This is a genomic window from Phytobacter sp. (genome assembly GCF_059074235.1).
Genome location: NZ_JCACPZ010000004.1, coordinates 823,662 through 842,154 on the forward strand (window position 1 = coordinate 823,662; position 18,493 = coordinate 842,154).

The following is an 18,493-nucleotide window of genomic DNA, read 5'->3' on the forward strand; positions in this document are numbered from 1 at the left end:
CTAACCCTCTCCCCGTAGGGGGCGAGGGGACCGTTAAGTGCGGTACCCTGCCCCCAGCGCGTTTACCCCAACAACTCCCGCAATACCGGGCCAATGGACTCAAACGCCTGCGGAGAGATGATATCCACGTGCGCACAATCCTGACGGTACACCTCCAGCTCATCCACCCACGGTGACCAGGCCTTGTGCGGGTCTGTTCCTTCCGGCAGCGTGCGTTCGGCGACAAACAGCGTCACTTTTCCGGCAAAATGCGTACTGTGCGCGGTAGTTAGCAAGCGCACTGCATCACCATAGTTCCCTTCGATAGTGGCAAACATCTCGCTCGACCCCTGCCCTTGCTGGGCGGCAATAAACGCCTGCCGCTCACGCTCGATCTCTGCCAGCACTTCCGGATCCAGACCGTTCGCCTCTTTCTCTGCCCAGTTTTGCGTCTCCGGTGGCCAGGTATCCAGCAGGCCTAAAAACGCCACCGTTTCACCGCGAGCCCGCAGCCGGGCAGCAATGCCCTGCGCCAGCGTGCCACCAAGGGAGTAACCAAACAGGTGATAAGGCCCGTGCGGTTGCTCTTTCAGCAAAGTGGCAAGATGGTGCTCGCACACCTCGTCCAGGTTTGCCGCCTGCTGCATCGGCCCTTCGGGGCGTGGAGACTGAATGCCGGTAATCGACCAGCGAGGGGGGAGATAACGCGCCAGTACGCTGAACTGCCAGGCAAAACCGGAGGCCGGGTGGAAGCAGAACAGAGTCGGGCCGTTCCCTTCGCGTAGCGGCAGCAGCGTCTCCAGCCCCAGGCGGCTGTCGAGAGTATCCTGCGTCACCAGCAGCGCCAGTTTCTCCACGGTGGAAGCCACCATGATTTGCCCCGGGGTCACATGGCGCTCAAAAGTCTTGCTGAGCTGCGAGGCCAGGCGCATCGCCAGCAGCGAGTGGCCCCCGAGGGCAAAGAAGTCAGCCCCGGCATCCTGAACCTCGCAGCCAAGTAAGGCAGAAAACGCCTCAGCCACCTGGGTTTCAGCACCCGTTTCCACCGGACGCGCATCTTTCTCACGTACCGGCGTCGGCAGTGGCAGCGCTTTACGATCCAGTTTGCCGTTAGCACTCAGCGGAAGCTCACTCAGTTGCAACAGGACAACCGGCACCATATGCGCCGGAAGCTGCTGCGTCAGCGTCTCGCGAAGTGCGGTTAAATCAAGCGGCAGGCCTGAGTCTGAAACCACATAGCCCACCAGTTGACGCGCATCGCCGCCACCGACCACCGCCTGATTAAACACGCAGGCATGGGTGACGCCCTGGGCCACATCCGGCTGCGCCTGTAACGCCCGGTCGATTTCGCCGAGTTCGATACGCTGGCCGCGAATTTTAAGCTGATCGTCGCTACGCCCAAGGTATTCCACCGCGCCGTTTTCCAGCCAGCGCGCCACGTCGCCCGTGCGATACATCCGTTCACCCGCGGCAAAAGGATCGGCAATAAAGCGGCTGGCGGTCAGATCAGGTCGCCCCAGGTAGCCTTGTGCAAGCTGGATACCCGTCAGATATAAATCTCCGGCAACACCCGGCGGAACCGGCTGCATCATGCCGTCGAGAATACGCAGCCCGGTGTTCCATACAGGGAAGCCAATCGGCACGCTGGTGCCGGTAACCGCCGCCAGCGTCTCGCCGTGGGCCGGATACCAGCTCACGTCCACCGCCGCTTCGGTTGGGCCATACAGGTTATGTAACGGCGCGTGCGTCAATTGCTCCCACTCCCGGCATAGCTGGGTTGGCAGAGCCTCGCCACTACAGAACACCTTGTCCAGGGTGTGGCAGGTTTCCCGGGCACTCTCCGGCGTCAGTGACGCCACAAAGGCCGCCAGCATCGACGGCACAAAGTGCGTGGTGGTCACACCAAATCGAGCGAAGAACTTCTGCAACGCCAGCGGGTCTCGGTGCGCTTCCGGCTCCGCCATCACCAATTGTGCCCCAGCAATAAACGGCCACCAGAACTCCCACACCGAGACGTCAAAACTGCACGGCGTTTTCTGCGCCACCACATCCTGCGCATTGAGCGGATAGTGGTTTTGCATCCATAGCAGACGGTTAACGATGGCGGTCTGTCCGACCATCACCCCTTTAGGTCGCCCGGTAGAGCCAGAAGTGAAGATGATATAGGCAGTGTGCTCAGGGCGGGACAGCGCAAGGGGTTCGCCGTCCGTCACATTTAACGGCGCGCTATAGCAGAGGTGCGCCAGGTCAGGAATATCACTGAAGCGGGCAAGCTGATCCTCGGAGGTGATGAGCAAACGCGGTTTCGCATCTTCCAGCATCATGCGCAGGCGTTCGTCCGGGTAGCCTGTGTCGAGCGGCAACCAGGCAGCCCCCGCCTCAACAATGCCGTGCAGCGCCAGCGTCAGGAAGACCGAACGCGGCAGGGCGACAGCCACGCTGTCTCCTGGCTTCACGCCTTTCTCACGCAACAGGGTTGCCAGTGCTACCACCTGCTCACGCATCTCGCGGTAGCTGAACTGCCAGTGCGCATCGGCAAGAGCCGGAGCATCCGGGGTTTTCGCGGCCTGCTGCGCCACTAATTCACTCAAGGTCGTCACCGGCAGCATCATGCCTGTGTCGTTAATTTTTTCCAGGTGCTGTAGTTCCTGGTCTGAAACCAGTCGGGCATCACCACAACGCAGCTGCGGATTCGCCGCAAACTGGCTCAGCAAACCATGCAGGCGTGCAACGTGGGCCTGTAAGGTGGCCTGCGCATAACGGCTACGGTTAGCCAGCACTTCCAGCGTCAGCCCTCCCTCTTCATCCGGGAAGAGGGCAATTTCCAGATCGTTGACCGGTCCGGTCGCCAGCGTATGGGTTTGCCCGGCAATCCCGTCGACATCCAGCAGATAGTCGAACATTTTGACGTTGAATACCGGGCCAAACAGCGGTTCGCCCCCTGCGGCACGTCCGGTATCACGCAGGATTTGTTCGGCGTCGTAACGCTGATGGCGGCGCATTTTTTTCAGTTGCCCGGCCAGGTTTGTCGCCAGTTCCGCCAGGGTCTGGCTGGCATCAAGGTGCACGCCGAGTGGCAGCACGTTGAGTACCGGACCGGTGGCAGTCAGAGCCGCGGAGCCCATCCGGCGCATAAAAATAAACCCGGCGGCATAATCAGGTCGGCTGCTGAGTCGACCTAACCATAACGCGACCAGCGCCAGAGCCAGATCGGCAGGCAGGCAACCTTGTGCCGCCTGAGTCAGACGACGAAACGCCGGGGTGTCGAGCGCCAGTTTCAGTCGCCAGATATCGGTGGTAGCGGCACGCCCCGGCAACGGTGCGTCAGAGAGGGAACCAGCTGCCGGTAAGGTGCGTTTATGTTCAGACCAGAAGGCTTTATCCCGCTGCCAGGCCTCACTGTCGCGGTAGCGTTCATATTCGTCCACCACCTCCGCAAAAGGAGTAAAAGGCGATTCAGGCAGGGCGTCATGGTGGCGCATTGCGCGATAAATGGCGGCAATCTGGCGGGTAATAGCCGGGAAACTGAAACCATCCACCAACAAGTGGTGATAACGCTGATACCAGTACCAGCGGGTGTCACTGAGCTGGATAATGGCGTGATGCGTCAGCGGCTTACCGCCGTCGACGCGCAGATTTTGTTCAAGGTCGGCGTTCATCAGAGCCAGGGCCGCAGCATGAGCGTCAGATTCAGCACGCAAATCAACAATCTGCGGCAACGGGAAGCTCTGTGCATTATCTACCCATTGCCAGATTTCACCGTTGTCCTCAGTAAAGCGCATCCGCAGGGTATCTGCCTGCTTCATCCCTTCGACAACCGCCTGCGCCAGGAGAGGCGCATCCAGTGCACCGTCCAACGCCACATAGTGCGCCACGCTCCAGGCGTTGGGCAGTGTGGAGAGTTTTTCCGCCATCCAGATCCCCGGCTGTGCGGCGACCAAAGGTAATCGTGTGGTCATCAGCCTCTCCTTATTGGGCATGGTGCGCAGGTATTAATGTCTGCCAGTGTTGTGCAAGCCATTCATTGCAGGTGTTCTGTGATGCGGGTGCACACACCACCTGCCAGCCTTCTGGCAGCGCGCATGATTCAGGCCACAGGCTGAACTGCTGCCGGGAATTTTGCAGAATATAAAATTGTCCCTCGGGATTATCGAAGGGATTGCTGAATTCCATACCAGACTCCTGTCGTGAAAAAGTGCGCGCTATTCAGCACGCAGCAACGGCTGCCAGAGGGTGATAAGCCCGGATGTCAGCCCACCGCGCCAGCAAAGCGCATCATGCCCGCCATCAACCTGACGCCAGAAAACAGAGGGTTGTGAACGCTGCAACTCACCCAACATCGCCTGATTGGCCCGGAAAATAACCGGTTCCCGCACGCCTGCCTCCAGCACAATGCGCAGCCCTTTTGCCGAGAGTTCATCGCGCCGAAGCGCCTCAATCAGCACCCCATCCGCATGGCCGCCACGGTGTGGCCACCAGTAAGAACCTGACTGGCTCAACACACAGCCAAAACGTTCCGGCCAGTGCAACCCGGCATACAGCGAGGCCAGACCACCAAAGCTCTGCCCGGCGACGACCGTGCGCTCGGCGCGGTCGCTGAACGGCGTCGTCGACTGAACGCGTGGCAGTAACTCCTGCTGAACCGCCAGCCAGAAATCTTCATTGCAGGGCAGTTCCTGGCTGCGATGGGCGGTATCAATGACATCGATAAGCACATAGACCGCCGGGGGCAATGTTCCCTCACGGGTTAAAGCCGCAAGCGCAGGCCAGACGGGCATGCTTTCGGCCCAGAACTGCCCGTCGAGCAGCACTGCCAGCGGGCGTTCCGTGCTGTTCTCATCTCCGGTGGTGTAGACCCACACGCGGCGGTGGTTACCTAACCGTGCGCTCTGCCATTCGAAGCAAACCGGCGGGGTGAATTCGGCATCCGGCTTGTTCCAGCCCGGTTGCTCGGGCGCACCTGGCAAGGCGAGTGGTGAAACCGGGTGACCACGCCCGCCACGCCAGGTGTGAGAATTCAATGGGTCGGCGATGGCATGAGGAAAGAGTGCGCGCCAGCCCTCGCGCAGTGCAGTTCGCTCAGGCGGGGTTTGGCTAAAGACCTGTGGAGAAAAATCATCCTGATTTGTCGAAGGGATCAGGCAATAGCTGCCGCGCCATCCGGCTTCCAGATGGGTCTGCCAGGTCCAGACATCAGTACCTGGAATGCGTTGTAAGGACTGTGGGGCGGACTGTTGATGGTGGTCAGTGACCCCGGTGATGTAGAGCCAGACATGCTGTATGTCTGAAGACACTTCGCTCCCTGCGGGATCCCGCCACCAAAAGGTAACGCGGTACTGTTCTGCCGATGTTTGTTCCCACTCCGGCCCCTGCTTTGATGCCCACCAGGCATCACTTCCTGTCTCTAACACCACCGCATTAACCCCGAATTACATGTGGAAATTTTTGCTTGCATTAACAAATTTCTTGATAATATTATTGATAACTATTTGCATTTGCAATAGCGTATTGCCCGCGCCTGCACCGGCGCGTCTTTCATTATAAAAATGTCACTTGTTGCGATTTTTCTCAGGATGAGCGTCCTTCGTAGCAAGCTGGCGACATCATGCCGCTTTCCTTACCCATTGGGGAAAGGATCGAGCGAGGAGAGTGGCGAAAAAAGCAGGAATGACAATGAACAATAAAATCCGTTCCCTGACCTTATTGGTCAATTTGGGAATATATGGTGTTGCTTTGCCCGCTTTCGCGGCAGAGACCACCAGTGACGCATCCAGCAACGAAGATACCATTGTGGTGACCGCCGCTCAGCAGAATCTGCAGGCTCCGGGGGTTTCTACCATCACCGCCGATGAAATCCGTAAGAATCCCCCCGCACGTGACGTTTCTGAAATTATCCGTACCATGCCGGGCGTTAACCTGACCGGGAACTCCACCAGTGGCCAACGTGGCAACAACCGTCAGATTGACATTCGCGGTATGGGCCCGGAAAACACCCTGATTCTGGTCGACGGTAAGCCGGTCACCAGTCGTAACTCTGTCCGTCAGGGCTGGCGCGGCGAGCGTGATAGCCGTGGCGACACCAGTTGGGTACCTGCGGACATGATCGAGCGTATTGAAGTGCTGCGTGGCCCGGCTGCGGCCCGTTACGGTAACGGTGCGGCGGGTGGCGTGGTGAACATCATCACCAAAAAATCCACTGACCAGGAGTGGCACGGCTCCTGGAACAGCTACTTCAATGCCCCTGAGCATAAAGATGAAGGTTCCACTAAACGCACCGACTTTAGCCTGATGGGGCCGCTGGGTGGCGACGTCAGCTTCCGCCTGTACGGTAACCTGAATAAAACCCAGGCTGATGCGTATGACATCAACCAGGGTCATCAGTCCGAGCGTACCGGAATCTACTCCAACACCCTGGCTGCAGGTCGTGAAGGTGTTGAGAACAAAGATATCAACGGCGTGGTGCGTTGGGCGTTTGCGCCGATGCAGGCGCTGGAATTCCAGGCGGGCTATAGCCGTCAGGGTAACCTGTATGCGGGCGACACCCAGAACACCAACAATGACAGCAGCAGCAACAACTTCGTGAAGGAAAACTACGGCAAAGAGACCAACCGTCTCTACCGCCAGAACTATTCCGTCACCTGGAACGGCGGCTGGGACAACGGCGTGACCACCAGCAACTGGGTGCAGTACGAGCACACCCGTAACTCCCGTCTGGGCGAAGGTCTGGCCGGTGGTCTGGAAGGTCTGTTCAACAGCGATAAATTCTCGGATACCGACCTGTCCGACGTGATGCTGCACAGCGAAGTGAGCGTACCGTTCGACCTGTTGGTTAATCAAAACCTGACCGTGGGTACCGAGTGGAACCAGCAGCGCATGAAGGATTCCGCATCCAACACCCAGGCACTGCAGGGTGGGCCGATTGCCGGTTACACCAGCACCGGTCGTAGCCCGTACTCCAGCGCAGAGATCTTCTCTCTGTTTGCCGAAGACAATATCGAAGCCACCGACAGCACCACCCTGACCCCGGGTCTGCGTTTCGATCACCACACGGTGGTGGGCAACAACTGGAGCCCATCACTGAACCTGTCACAGGGACTGGGTGATGACTTCACGCTGAAAATGGGTATCGCCCGTGCTTATAAAGCGCCAAGCCTGTTCCAGACCAACACCAACTACATTCTGTACAGTAAAGGCCAGGGCTGCTACGCCAGCGCTGCTAACGTCGGCTGCTACATGCAGGGTAATGATGACCTGAAAGCCGAAACCAGCATCAACAAAGAGATTGGTCTTGAGTTTAAACACGAAGGCTGGCTGGCCGGGGTGACCTGGTTCCGTAACGATTATCGCAATAAGATTGAAGCCGGTTATTCTCCGCTGAGCCAGACGGCAGTGGGCAAAACCAAAACCGACCTCTATCAATGGGAAAACGTGCCTAAAGCCGTCGTAGAAGGTCTGGAAGGTACGTTAAACGTTCCGGTTACCGATGCGATCACCCTGAGCAATAACGTCACGTACATGCTACAGAGTAAGAACAAAACCACCGGTGAACGCCTGTCGATCATCCCGGAATATACGTTAAACTCCACCCTGAGCTGGCAGATTGTGCAGGATGTTTCCGTACAGTCCACCTTCACCTGGTACGGCAAGCAAGAGCCGAAGAAATATGACTACCAGGGCAAACCGGTTACCGGTTCTGCGAAAGATGAAGTCAGCCCTTACAGCATCGTTGGCCTGAGCGGTACCTGGGATGTGAACAAATACGTGAGCCTGACCGCAGGTGTCGACAACGTGTTTGATAAACGTCACTGGCGTATGGGTAATGCCCAGAGCACCGGCGGCACGACTGGCTGGATGTATGGCGCAGGTGCCAACACCTATAACGAATCCGGACGTACCTGGTATATGGGCGTGAACACCCACTTCTAAGTTCTGTCTGAATGCACTATCCGCCCTCTCCCTTCCGGGAGGGGGCTGGCCTGAGGTCCATTATGCACACTCATCACCGGGTCCTCACTCTCCATTCCTGCCCGCTTCACCTCGTCACCTTTGATACGTCCACGTTTAACGACAACGACCTGTTGTGGCTTCCTCATCACCGGCAGTTGCTGGATGCGGGCCGTAAGCGCAAAGCCGAACATCTTGCCGGGCGCATTGCCACCGTTCATGCCCTGAGCGAACAGGCAATCAAAACCGTGCCAGGCATCGGAGAAACGGGCGCACCACGCTGGCCCGAGGGCTTATATGGCAGCATCAGCCATAGCGGCAATATTGCGTTGGCAGTTGTCGCTCACGCGCCTGTCGGGGTCGACATAGAAACGTTGTTCACCGACGCGTTATGCCACGAGTTAACCGCAAGCATTGCCACTCCGGCAGAACAGGCGATATTGGCTCACCCCTCCTTGCCACTCCCACTCGCGCTAACGCTGGTGTTTTCTGCTAAAGAGAGCCTGTTTAAGGCCTTTTCTGCGCATGCCCTTCCCTTCCCTGGCTTTCACAGTGCGCAGGTTATTGCTCTGGATAAGACTGCGATTCGCTTGCGCATAGATGCATCGTTCAGCGATAAACTGGCAGGAAAATATGTTGATATTGCATGGATGATGCACGGATCCTGCGTTATCACCTTATTAGCGGAATCGCCCTCAGGATCGTGATCCTTTTCTCCTTTTAAGAAATTAGCTGAGCAAACCGTAGACAGTTTGCTTAAGCCGATTTATCGTTAACTTGAATAATAAATCATTATTGAATAAATATTCAATGTGGAGAAAAAGATGAAAACGACCCTACTGAAATCTGCTGTACTGGCTTCCCTGATCGCCGCTTCCGGCTCGCTGTTTGCCGCGGATAACGGACTGATCGCCATTATCACCCCCTCACACGACAATCCGTTCTTCAAAGCAGAAGCAGACGGTGCGGCGGCGAAAGCGAAAGAGCTTGGCTACACCGTACTGGTGGCTTCACACGATGATGATGTGAACAAACAGAACCAATTAATTGAAACAGCGATTGCCCGCAAAGCAAAAGCCATCATCCTGGATAACGCCGGTGCAGATGCCACCGTCGGACCACTGGAAAAAGCCAAAGCTGCAGGCGTTCCCTCTTTCCTGATCGACCGCGAAATTAACAAAACCGGCGTGGCCGTCGCCCAAATTGTTTCCAACAACTATCAGGGCGCACAGCTCGGAGCCGAGAAGTTCGCCAAGTTGCTGAACGGTAAAGGCAAATACGTTGAGCTGCTGGGCCGCCAGTCTGACACTAACGCCAGCGTCCGCTCTCAGGGTTATCACGACATTCTTGATGACTACCCGGACATGAAAATGGTGGCACAACAGACAGCCAACTGGAGCCAGACAGAAGCCTTCACCCGTATGGAAGCCATTTTGCAAACTAACCCGGACATCGTCGGGGTGATTTCCGGTAACGACACCATGGCGCTGGGTGCAGAAGCTGCCCTGAAAGCCGCAGGCAAAACCAGCGTGATCGTGGTCGGTTTTGACGGCAGCGATTACGTGCGCGACTCCATCATTAATAAAGGCAATATCAAAGCTACCGTGTTGCAGCCTGGCTGGCAGCAAGCGCAGATGGCCGTTGAACAGGCTGACTATTTCCTGAAAAACGGCAAAGCGCAGAAGGATGAAAAACAGTTGATGGACTGCATGCTGATTGACGACAGCAACGCCAGCAAACTGAAACTCTTCAACCTGAGCAAGTAATCGCGGAGACGTTATGTCGTTAAAACAATGGGGTGCTGCATTTATAGGGTGCACCACCCTGTTGCTGACGGCCTGCACCGTGGTGGATCTGGATGAAAACGGCAAGCCGATCATGCCTGCCGATCCGAATGCGAAAGCCAGCTTCGACAACCTGACCCCACAGCAGATCGCGCAACAAACCTGGCAAGAACGCGTCATCGACGCGGCCCATAAACATGCGCTGGACGCCACCGCGCTCACCACTCAACTGAAAACAACCAACGACAAACCCCATAGCGTGTTTGTCCACCTCACCAGTCAGGTAGAACGCGTCGATGTAAGCAACGAACGCGAACAGAAACTGGTGATGACCTTCAACGGGAAACCGCTGGAGATCCAGATGGGCCCGGTCATTCGCGGAAATGCGATTCGCGATGCCACCGGCTTTAAATTTGAAGACTTTACCAACCAGGTTCAGTTCGCTCAGCTCTCACGCGCTTACAACCGTGAAGCGGTGAAAAATCTGCCAAAAATTGACGCAAGCTGGGCAGGTAAACCCGCAACCGTCGTGATGGCGGTGACGATAAACGCGGGTCAGACCGAAGACGCCGTGGCACTGGAGTTGAAACAGGAGGCACAGTAATGAGCGACGTACCTGTGGATGACATTATTCTGCGCACGCGCGGCATCTCGATGCTCTTTCCAGGCACGGTCGCGCTGGATAACGTGGATTACAACGTCTGGCGCGGCAAAGTGAATGTGATTATCGGCGAGAACGGCGCGGGCAAATCCACCCTGATGAAGATTCTCGCCGGTGTGCAGCAGCCGAGCCTCGGCGAAATCGAACTGAACGGCAAGCCCGTACATATTTCCAGTACCCGTGCCGCAGCGGCACTCGGTATTGGCATGGTTCACCAGGAACTGAATCTGTTTGAAAACCTCAACGTGGCCGAGAACATTTTCCTTGGTCGTGAGTTGCAAAAAGGGATAAGCCCGATCAACGAGGCCGAGCAGGAGAAGCGCACCGCTGAACTGCTCAAACGTCTCGACCAGCCGATCTCGCCAAAAGAGCTGGTAGGGAGCCTGAAGGTCGGCCAGCAGCAACTGGTGGAAATCGCCAAAGCGCTGGCAGAAGACGCGGACATTCTGATTCTTGACGAACCCACCTCCGCGCTGAGTAAAACGGAAGTGGAGATCCTCTTTCGGGTGATCCGCGAACTGACCCGCCAGGGGGTATCGATTATCTATATTTCGCACCGCCTTGAGGAGCTGATGGCTATTGGCGATGTCATCACCATTTTGCGCGATGGCAAATTCCAGGCTGAAGCGAAAGTGTGTGATATCGATGTGCCCTGGATAGTGCGGGAAATGCTCGGCAGCGATCCCGTCAGTAATTTTCTGGCTCCGGGACGTACCTTCGGCGCACCGGTTCTGGAAGCAGAGCACATTACCTCCGTGAACAGCGCGGGCAATGCGGTGGTCGACGATGTGACCTTCAAAGTGCACAGCGGTGAAATCGTCGGGATTTACGGCCTGATGGGGGCCGGACGGACGGAGCTGTTTGAATGCATGCTCGGCACCGAACGCAACTATCTGGGCAAATTGTGGCTCGACAGCAAACCGGTGCCGCAGCGGCTGGCAACCGCCGACCGCATTCGAATGGGCATGAGCCTGGTGCCAGAAGACCGCAAACGCACCGGTATCTTCCCGATTTCCTCGGTGGCCACCAACCTGACCATCGCCAGCCTGTGGCGGCGGTTGCAGCGCGGCTTCACCATCTCGGAAAAAGAGGAGCAGGCAGTGGTCGCCAGCACCATCGGCAGCCTGTCAATCAAGGTCTCCACGCCGGAGGTTGAAATTCAGGCGTTGAGCGGCGGTAACCAGCAAAAAGTGGTGATTGGTCGCTCCCTGTTGACCAACCCGAAAGTGCTGTTCCTTGATGAGCCTACGCGTGGCATTGACGTTGGTGCCAAAGCCGATGTGTTCCGCATGATGGTGGAACTCTCGGAACAGGGGATCGCGGTGGTCTTCTCCACCTCGGATCTGAAAGAAATTATGGCGGTATCTGACCGCATTCTGGTGATGTCCGGCGGGAAGCTAACTGCCGATATCGTACGCGATCAGGCCGAAGAGTCGGCACTGGTAACGGCAAGTGCTCAGGGGTTCTGATATGAAAACGACACAATCTGTGACCATGGCCCCGCGCGCGGGCACGTCATTGTCACGTGAAAGTATTCTGCTTTTACTGTTGAAGCTGCGAACCTTTATCGCGCTGTTCCTGATTGTTGGCTTCTTTACCGCCACGGTGCCGGGCTTTTTGTCGACGGGCAGCCTGGTCATCATGATCAAACACATTGCCATTAATGCCTTCCTGGCACTCGGTATCACCTTTGTCATTATCACCGCGGGGATTGACCTCTCCATCGGTGCAACGCTTGGCCTGTGCGGCATGATGGCGGGCTGGATGATCACCAAAGGCATTGTGCTGCCGATGTTTGGCATCGCCATTTTCCCGAGCGTGTGGGTCATCGTCCCGCTGGTGTTACTGATAGGCGGGGCAATAGGGGCGGTGAACGGCTGGATAATCACCCGCTATAACGTAGCGCCGTTTATCTGCACGCTGGGCACCATGTACGTGCTGCGTGGTGCCGCCATGCTGACCTCGGACGGGCAAACCTTCCCTGGCCTTGCGGGCAATCCGCAGCTGGGTAACACCGGCTTTGACGAGATTGGCGCGGGCACGCTGTTTGGCATCCCCTGGGCTATCTGGCTAATGATTGTGCTGGCGGTAGTCATTGCCTATGTTGCGCGCCGACTGCCCTTCGGTCGCCATGTTTATGCCATTGGTGATAACGAACGTGCGGCAGAGCTTTCTGGCGTGAAGGTGAAGCAGGTTAAAGTCTGGGTGTACACCATTTCCGGATTCTGCGCCGCGCTGGCGGGCATCGTGGTCTCCGCCCAGCTTCTGGCAAGCCACCCGGCAAACGGTACTGCGTTTGAAATGAACGCCATCGCCGCAGTGGTACTTGGCGGCACCTCACTGGCAGGTGGTCGCGGCACGGTGCTGGGTACGCTGATTGGCGCATTCGTGATTGGTTTCCTCGCCGATGGCCTGGTGATGATGGGCGTCAGCGAGTTCTGGCAGATGGTGATTAAAGGGATCGTGATTATCGTGGCGGTTATCATCGACCAGATGCAAAACCGTATGCAACAGAAGGCGGCAGTGGTGGCACAAAAAGCCGTCATGGAGAAAAAGTAGTTCTACCGGTTAGTGAATTTGGCCTGAGCATGCTCAGGCCTTTTTTTTACACTAATAATTCCGTAATGCTGTCGGCGCTGAGCTGCACCAGCCCTTTCACGCCGTAGTGATAGCCGGTTTTATAGTGGCGGATAGTGATCTCGCTGATATGCCGGTCCGGGCTGGCATTGAGCATCTCCTGTGCCAGCGGCAGGATCGCATCGCCGTAATCTTCGAACAGCTCCCCGGTCACAATCACCAGCTTGATGTTGTGAATGGGTGCAGTGCAGCAAATGGCGAAAAAGAGCGCTTTCGCCGTTGCCAGCAGGGTTGCGTCCAGGTTCGCATCGTCGACATGAAATGCCTGCTCGATACCCCCTTCATAAGGAAGATGGACAATTTCAGGGTAAAAACCTTGCTCGCCTAACCCCAGTTCTCCGTGGGTGCAATAGCCGTATCCCAGACTGCCAAAGCCCGGCATAAACGCCACGTAAGAGCGCTCCGGAGATAATTTTGCCAGCAGATAGTTGGTGCAGTGGGCAATGTTGTAAATATGCGTAGTCTTGCCGATAGCGTCCTGCAACAGCGTTTTCAGGTTCACGTTGTTGTCAGGAAACAGCGGGCAGTAACGAACGATGCCGGTAACGTGTTCGATACCCCCCTGTAGCGCCACGCTGACCACTTTCACCTTCGACAAGAGAAGATTGGCTGAGGCGCATAGCGCTTTGATGTTTTCAACAATAGCCGCGACCAGTGACGCCGGTGAAAGCGTTTGGGGCAGCGTTTCATTCAGGCTGGCCAGCGCAGGACGCTGGGTATTGTAGTCGTTGAGCGTGCTCTGCAGGCTCCCTTTGCGCAGCATAATGTTGACGCTGAATGCACTGTCACTTTTCACCGCCAGTAGCTGCTGTGGGCGGCCAAAGGCCACATCTTTGACTTCACGCTCTTCAATGATGCGCTCGGTAAGCAGCTGGGACGTCAGCTTGGTGATGTACGCTTTGGTGACCCCCAGTCGACGGGTCATCTCGGCCCGCGACTCGACCTCACTGTGCAAAATATTGAGGATCTGTTTTTTGTAATCCATGGTGTTAGGCCCCTGCGAGCGGCGTGTTCCTCTGTTCCGATATCATAAAGGTCTGGCAGGTTTTTTCATCAAGCCTGTAACGGGAAAACAAGCCTGCCGTAATAAACATGCAGGCCGCAGGTAGCCAGGCATAAAGCAGGGTAAACGTGGAAAGCAGTGCCCCGGATGCGCTGCCCATCGTATCCGGATCGTATCCGTACCATGCCAGCGCATAGCCGATGATAGCGCCGCCGACGGCCATCCCGGCTTTGGTGGCAAATAACATACCGCCGCCAATCATGCCGTTAATACGCACGCCATCACGGTGAAAACCGTAATCGGCAACGTCAGCAACCATTGCCCACATAATCACGGCCGTCAATTCAACCACGAAGGTGGCGAGGATAAACACAATAGCATGAACCCAGACGGCGCTCGCGGGGGTGAGCGCAATGCCGACCGTCATCACTCCGCCCACTAGCTGACTGCTCACCAGCAGAGGAATACGGCGCACTCTGCCCTTTTTCAGCATATAACCGGTCACCAATGGCGCAATAATCCCGGCAACAGACCCCGCCGTCAGCATGAAACTGAGAAATGAGCCCGGCATGCTAAGCACGTACTTTACAAAGTAAGCCGCTGCGCCAAACTTCAGGGTATTCATGATCATCACTATCCATTGCGCGGCAAAGACAATCATGGCCTGATCGTTCTTCAGGACATAACGCACCTGGGTGGCAAGAGTAAGGCGATGTTCGATATCAGGCAGTAATCGCTCCTGCGTATTGAAATAACAGAGCAGCACCAGCAGCGTGGAGAGTAGCCCAATGCCGCACATCACGACCCGATAACCGACAATGTCGTTATCGAACAGCGCAATCAGCGTTGGCACCAGCAGCGAACAGATCAGATAGGCTATTTTTGCCAGCGGGAAACGAATGGCGTTTATCTGGATGCGTTCGTCGCTGTCAGCGGAAATAGCGCCCAGCAGAGAAACATAGGGCACCACGACCAGGCTAAAGCTGAGCACCAGAAAGATATAAGTGACATAGGCGTAGAGCGTACGTCCGCTGTCGTCTAAATCCGGGGAGAAGAAAACAGCCGCACAACTCAGGCCATAGGGAATCGCGAACCATAACAACCAGGGACGATAACGACCGTGGCGAGAACGGGTCCTGTCAGCCAGTGAGCCAATAACCGGATCGCTAATCGCGTCAATCAGGCGAGTAATAAGAAACAGCGTTCCCATTGCCGCCGGACTCAACTTAAATACGTCGGTGTAATAGATGGACAAGAACATCATCGTCATGCCCATAAAGATATTGGCTGAGGTATCGCCCAGGCCGTAACAGAATTTTTCCCGTAAACTCACGGGCGATGCGGGAGAGCGATTCATCATTCTTCTTTAGCAGCCTTCACCGAGCAGGATGAGTCATGGAACACCGGATAAATTAACCCGCCACCAGGCTGCGCGCCGTGGGATAGTCGGTGATCAGCACATCAATGTAGTTTCCCTGCAAGGCACCACGAATGGCGTTCTGCTTGTCAGCCCCGCCCGCCAGCGCAATCACCTGTTTACAGGCGCGAATTTGCTCCAGTTCCATACCAATTACCGGATCTTCTTCATGGCTGAGCACCGGGTTACCGGCCGCATCATAGTAGTGAAGACAGATATCGCCCACCGCACCTCGCTCAGAGAGCAGATGCAGCATGTCTTCGTTGTAGTAGTTACCGGAGTTTTTCAGCAGTTGTGAAGGTTCAAGCTCACCGATGCCGACAATCGCCACGTCCACTTCGGCAAATTTTGCCACCACTGCCGCGACATCCGGGCTGTTGACCAGACGCGAACGTTCTTCCACTGAGTGCTCAATACTTTGTGACGGCAGAAGCCAGGCCGGGCATCCCAGGTGGGCCGAGAGTTGCTGCGTCAGGATAGTCGCCTGCACGTTGCCATTCGGCCCTACGCCACCCAGCAACTGAATCACCCCTGCGGCGCGGATGTTCTGCGGGTGCATCTCATCCACCATGCAGCGAATGGTGCTGCTCCAGGCGGATATACCGACCAGGTCCTCCGGGCGTACGCGGGTTTCAACATAGTGTGCCGCTGCACTGCCAATGGCGTGTTTCATCTGCGCATTAGAGGGGTCTTCGCCCACATCCACTACGATCGCCTGGCGAATGCCGTACTGCTGCTCAATCGCCTTTTCCAGCGAGACAAAAATGTTGGTCGGCTGCACCACGGTGATTTTGACCAGCCCCTCTTTTTGACAACGGGTCAGTGCGCGTGAGACAAAGGACTGAGACAAATTCATCAGAGAGGCAATCTCCGACTGTTTTTTGTTCTCGTTGTAATAGAGCGTGGCAATTTTCACCAGCAGACGCTGTTCATCCTGCTTCGACATAGATTTCCCCTTAATTCATCTCCCGTCATTTTTATTCATACCTGAATAGATAACAAGCCGTCGTGCAGGCTACCGCACAATCCAAATGTGATCGTTTTCTCCTTTCTTCCAAATTTGCCATGACAAGGCATAGACAAAGCCCATTTCTGGGCATATCTTTAATCATGAATAATAAATCAGTAGTGAATATTTATTCCTAGTGCAACAAAACCTGTCTTAAGACCTTGCAATAACCGATTGCAATACGTCTCTCAGGTGCACTTTTTCACCCTGATTGAATATTTATTCACGACAGACTATACATTCAAGAGGTGTACTATGAATCCGTTTTCGCTCTCTGTTGAGGAGCTTGAAAAAAAAGCACGCGCGGTTCGCCGTCGCATCATCGTGCTGAATGCTGAAAGTCCTGCCGGTGGACACACGGGCGCTGACTTGTCTCAGGTGGAGCTGCTGACCGCTCTCTACTTTCGCATTCTGAACTGCTCGCCGGAAACGAAAGACAGCGACGAGCGCGATATTTACATTCAGTCGAAAGGCCATGCGGTTGGCGGCTACTACTGCGTACTGGCAGAAGCTGGATTCATTCCCGTCGACTGGCTCTCTACCTATCAACACGCCGACTCGCATCTGCCGGGCCATCCGGTGAAACACAAAACGCCGGGTATTGAACTGAACACCGGTGCTCTGGGCCACGGTTTACCCGTCGCCGTGGGCATTGCGCTGGCCGCCAAGCGCAGCAACAGCAAACGCCGCGTCTTTGCGATTACCGGTGATGGCGAACTGGCCGAGGGCAGTAATTGGGAAGCCGCGCTGGTCGCCGCCCACTACCAGCTCGACAACCTCATTATTATCAATGACAAGAACAACTTACAGCTCGCGGGTTCCACGAAAGAGATCATGAACACCGACCCGCTGGATGAAAAATGGCGCGCCTTCGGCATGCAGGTTACCGAGTGTAAGGGTAATGACATGGCCGACGTGGTGGCGACGCTGGAAGGATTACAGCCTGGCGGCAAACCGCATGTTGTGATTGCTCACACCACCAAAGGCGCTGGCGTGTCCTTTATTCAGGGGCGTCCGGAATGGCACCACCGCGTGCCAAAAGGTGAAGAAGTTGAACTGGCGCTGGAGGAACTGAAAGATGAGTAATAGCGAACACCTGGCCACCGTGATGGTGAATGCGTTTATGGATGCCGTTGATCGCGGCGTGGATCTGGTGCCGGTGGTGGCGGATTCAACCTCCACGGCCAAAATCTCCCCGTTTATCAAGAAATTCCCGGGGCGTCTGGTGAACGTCGGTATCGCCGAGCAAACCTTAGTGGGTGCTGCCGCCGGTCTGGCGATTGGCGGCAAAGTGGCGGTGACCTGTAACGCCGCACCGTTTTTGATCTCCCGCGCTAACGAACAGATCAAAGTCGATATTTGCTACAACAACACCAACGTAAAGCTGTTTGGTCTGAACTCGGGCGCCAGCTACGGCCCACTTGCCAGTACCCACCACAGTATTGATGACATCTCAGTGCTGCGCGGCTTTGGCAATATCGAAATCTATGCCCCCTCCTGCCCAATCGAGTGTCGGCAGATCATTGATTACGCCCTGGCGCACGTCGGCCCGGTCTATATCCGCCTTGACGGTAAAGCCTTACCTGAACTGCATGACGAACATTACCAGTTCACCCCTGGCAATATTGATGTGCTGCGCAAAGGCAGCGATGTGGCACTGGTGGCGATGGGTTCAACCGTCCATGAAATTGTCGAGGCCGCCACACAACTCGCAGCACAAGGTATTGAGGCCAGTGTTATCAGTGTACCGTCTATTCGTCCCTGCAATACATCACAACTGCTGGATGCCCTGAAAACCTGCAAAGCCGTCATCAGCGTTGAAGAGCATAACGTCAACGGCGGTGTCGGGAGCCTGGTGGCCGAGGTGCTGGCTGAAGCAGGTTGCGCGATTCCACTGCGTCGTCTCGGTATTCAGGATGGGCAGTATGCCATCGCCGCTGACCGCGCCTCGACCCGCGCCCGCCATGAGATTGATGCCGCAGGTGTGGTTAAAAATGCCAAGAAAATCTTAGTCAATCGGCATTAAAAAAATAATAAAGAACAACTTACTGGAGATAAT

Annotated in this window: 14 protein-coding genes; 8 read left to right on the top strand and 6 right to left on the bottom strand. The window is 56.0% G+C overall.

The window, feature by feature from the left end; genetic code table 11:
• Positions 1 to 62 precede the first annotated feature (62 nt).
• Genes entF through fes form a run of 3 tightly spaced genes read right to left on the bottom strand, consistent with a single transcriptional unit; the run spans position 63 to position 5,393 of the window.
• Positions 63 to 3,938 (bottom strand): enterobactin non-ribosomal peptide synthetase EntF, encoded by a 3,876-nt coding sequence (gene entF / locus AC5JPW_RS07970; protein WP_494239393.1) that lies wholly within the window; start codon positions 3,936 to 3,938, stop codon positions 63 to 65.
• A 10-nt stretch (positions 3,939 to 3,948) separates the two neighbouring features.
• Positions 3,949 to 4,152: an MbtH family protein gene (locus tag AC5JPW_RS07975; protein WP_494239394.1), complete on the bottom strand. Its 204-nt coding sequence runs from the start codon at positions 4,150 to 4,152 to the stop codon at positions 3,949 to 3,951.
• A 29-nt stretch (positions 4,153 to 4,181) separates the two neighbouring features.
• Positions 4,182 to 5,393, bottom strand: a complete 1,212-nt coding sequence (gene fes, locus AC5JPW_RS07980; protein ID WP_494239395.1) for an enterochelin esterase — start codon at positions 5,391 to 5,393, stop codon at positions 4,182 to 4,184.
• Between the two features lie 259 nt (positions 5,394 to 5,652).
• Here fes and AC5JPW_RS07985 point away from each other — a divergent pair, with 259 nt between their 5' ends.
• The 6 genes from AC5JPW_RS07985 (at position 5,653) to AC5JPW_RS08010 (ending at position 12,927) form a co-directional block, all read left to right on the top strand.
• Positions 5,653 to 7,905 (top strand): TonB-dependent siderophore receptor, encoded by a 2,253-nt coding sequence (locus tag AC5JPW_RS07985; protein WP_494239397.1) that lies wholly within the window; start codon positions 5,653 to 5,655, stop codon positions 7,903 to 7,905.
• Between the two features lie 62 nt (positions 7,906 to 7,967).
• Complete coding sequence (gene entD / locus AC5JPW_RS07990; protein WP_494239399.1) at positions 7,968 to 8,630, top strand: enterobactin synthase subunit EntD; 663 nt, start codon at positions 7,968 to 7,970, stop codon at positions 8,628 to 8,630.
• A 117-nt stretch (positions 8,631 to 8,747) separates the two neighbouring features.
• Entirely contained in the window at positions 8,748 to 9,689 is a 942-nt protein-coding gene (locus AC5JPW_RS07995) for a D-ribose ABC transporter substrate-binding protein (protein ID WP_494239400.1), read from the top strand.
• A 13-nt stretch (positions 9,690 to 9,702) separates the two neighbouring features.
• Entirely contained in the window at positions 9,703 to 10,311 is a 609-nt protein-coding gene (locus AC5JPW_RS08000) for a DUF2291 family protein (RefSeq protein ID WP_494239402.1), read from the top strand.
• The gene (locus tag AC5JPW_RS08005) at positions 10,311 to 11,837 is read left to right on the top strand and encodes a sugar ABC transporter ATP-binding protein (protein ID WP_494239404.1); all 1,527 of its coding nucleotides are present in this window, start codon (positions 10,311 to 10,313) and stop codon (positions 11,835 to 11,837) included. Before AC5JPW_RS08000 ends, AC5JPW_RS08005 begins: the two co-directional genes overlap by 1 nt.
• Before the next feature lies 1 nt (position 11,838).
• Positions 11,839 to 12,927, top strand: coding sequence for an ABC transporter permease (locus tag AC5JPW_RS08010; RefSeq protein WP_494239405.1), 1,089 nt, complete (start codon positions 11,839 to 11,841; stop codon positions 12,925 to 12,927).
• Positions 12,928 to 12,973: 46 nt separating this feature from the next.
• Here AC5JPW_RS08010 and AC5JPW_RS08015 read toward each other — a convergent pair whose 3' ends face one another.
• From AC5JPW_RS08015 to AC5JPW_RS08025, 3 genes are read right to left on the bottom strand one after another with little or no spacing between them, the layout of a single operon-like run.
• The gene (locus tag AC5JPW_RS08015) at positions 12,974 to 13,990 is read right to left on the bottom strand and encodes a NagC family transcriptional regulator (protein ID WP_494239407.1); all 1,017 of its coding nucleotides are present in this window, start codon (positions 13,988 to 13,990) and stop codon (positions 12,974 to 12,976) included.
• 4 nt (positions 13,991 to 13,994) lie between these two features.
• Complete coding sequence (locus AC5JPW_RS08020; RefSeq protein WP_494239408.1) at positions 13,995 to 15,368, bottom strand: MFS transporter; 1,374 nt, start codon at positions 15,366 to 15,368, stop codon at positions 13,995 to 13,997.
• 52 nt (positions 15,369 to 15,420) lie between these two features.
• Entirely contained in the window at positions 15,421 to 16,371 is a 951-nt protein-coding gene (locus tag AC5JPW_RS08025; RefSeq protein WP_494239410.1) for a sugar-binding transcriptional regulator, read from the bottom strand.
• A gap of 318 nt (positions 16,372 to 16,689) precedes the next feature.
• Here AC5JPW_RS08025 and AC5JPW_RS08030 point away from each other — a divergent pair, with 318 nt between their 5' ends.
• Both AC5JPW_RS08030 and AC5JPW_RS08035 read left to right on the top strand, forming a co-directional pair.
• Positions 16,690 to 17,520 carry a transketolase gene (locus tag AC5JPW_RS08030; RefSeq protein ID WP_494239411.1) on the top strand — a complete coding sequence of 277 codons (831 nt, stop codon included), beginning with the start codon at positions 16,690 to 16,692 and terminating at the stop codon, positions 17,518 to 17,520.
• Positions 17,513 to 18,460 carry a transketolase family protein gene (locus AC5JPW_RS08035; protein ID WP_494239412.1) on the top strand — a complete coding sequence of 316 codons (948 nt, stop codon included), beginning with the start codon at positions 17,513 to 17,515 and terminating at the stop codon, positions 18,458 to 18,460. The genes AC5JPW_RS08030 and AC5JPW_RS08035 overlap by 8 nt, the downstream gene beginning before the upstream one ends.
• Positions 18,461 to 18,493 lie beyond the last annotated feature (33 nt).

Bases quoted from the DNA above. Each gene is read 5' to 3' on its own strand.
- AC5JPW_RS08005 (WP_494239404.1), top strand. From the start codon at position 10,311: ATGAGCGACGTACCTGTGGATGACATTATTCTGCGCACGCGCGGCATC.
- AC5JPW_RS08015 (WP_494239407.1), bottom strand. From the start codon at position 13,990: ATGGATTACAAAAAACAGATCCTCAATATTTTGCACAGTGAGGTCGAG.
- AC5JPW_RS07985 (WP_494239397.1), top strand. From the start codon at position 5,653: ATGAACAATAAAATCCGTTCCCTGACCTTATTGGTCAATTTGGGAATA.
- AC5JPW_RS08025 (WP_494239410.1), bottom strand. From the start codon at position 16,371: ATGTCGAAGCAGGATGAACAGCGTCTGCTGGTGAAAATTGCCACGCTC.
- AC5JPW_RS08000 (WP_494239402.1), top strand. From the start codon at position 9,703: ATGTCGTTAAAACAATGGGGTGCTGCATTTATAGGGTGCACCACCCTG.
- AC5JPW_RS08010 (WP_494239405.1), top strand. From the start codon at position 11,839: ATGAAAACGACACAATCTGTGACCATGGCCCCGCGCGCGGGCACGTCA.
- entD (WP_494239399.1), top strand. From the start codon at position 7,968: ATGCACACTCATCACCGGGTCCTCACTCTCCATTCCTGCCCGCTTCAC.
- entF (WP_494239393.1), bottom strand. From the start codon at position 3,938: ATGACCACACGATTACCTTTGGTCGCCGCACAGCCGGGGATCTGGATG.
- AC5JPW_RS08020 (WP_494239408.1), bottom strand. From the start codon at position 15,368: ATGATGAATCGCTCTCCCGCATCGCCCGTGAGTTTACGGGAAAAATTC.
- AC5JPW_RS07975 (WP_494239394.1), bottom strand. From the start codon at position 4,152: ATGGAATTCAGCAATCCCTTCGATAATCCCGAGGGACAATTTTATATT.
- AC5JPW_RS07995 (WP_494239400.1), top strand. From the start codon at position 8,748: ATGAAAACGACCCTACTGAAATCTGCTGTACTGGCTTCCCTGATCGCC.
- AC5JPW_RS08035 (WP_494239412.1), top strand. From the start codon at position 17,513: ATGAGTAATAGCGAACACCTGGCCACCGTGATGGTGAATGCGTTTATG.
- AC5JPW_RS08030 (WP_494239411.1), top strand. From the start codon at position 16,690: ATGAATCCGTTTTCGCTCTCTGTTGAGGAGCTTGAAAAAAAAGCACGC.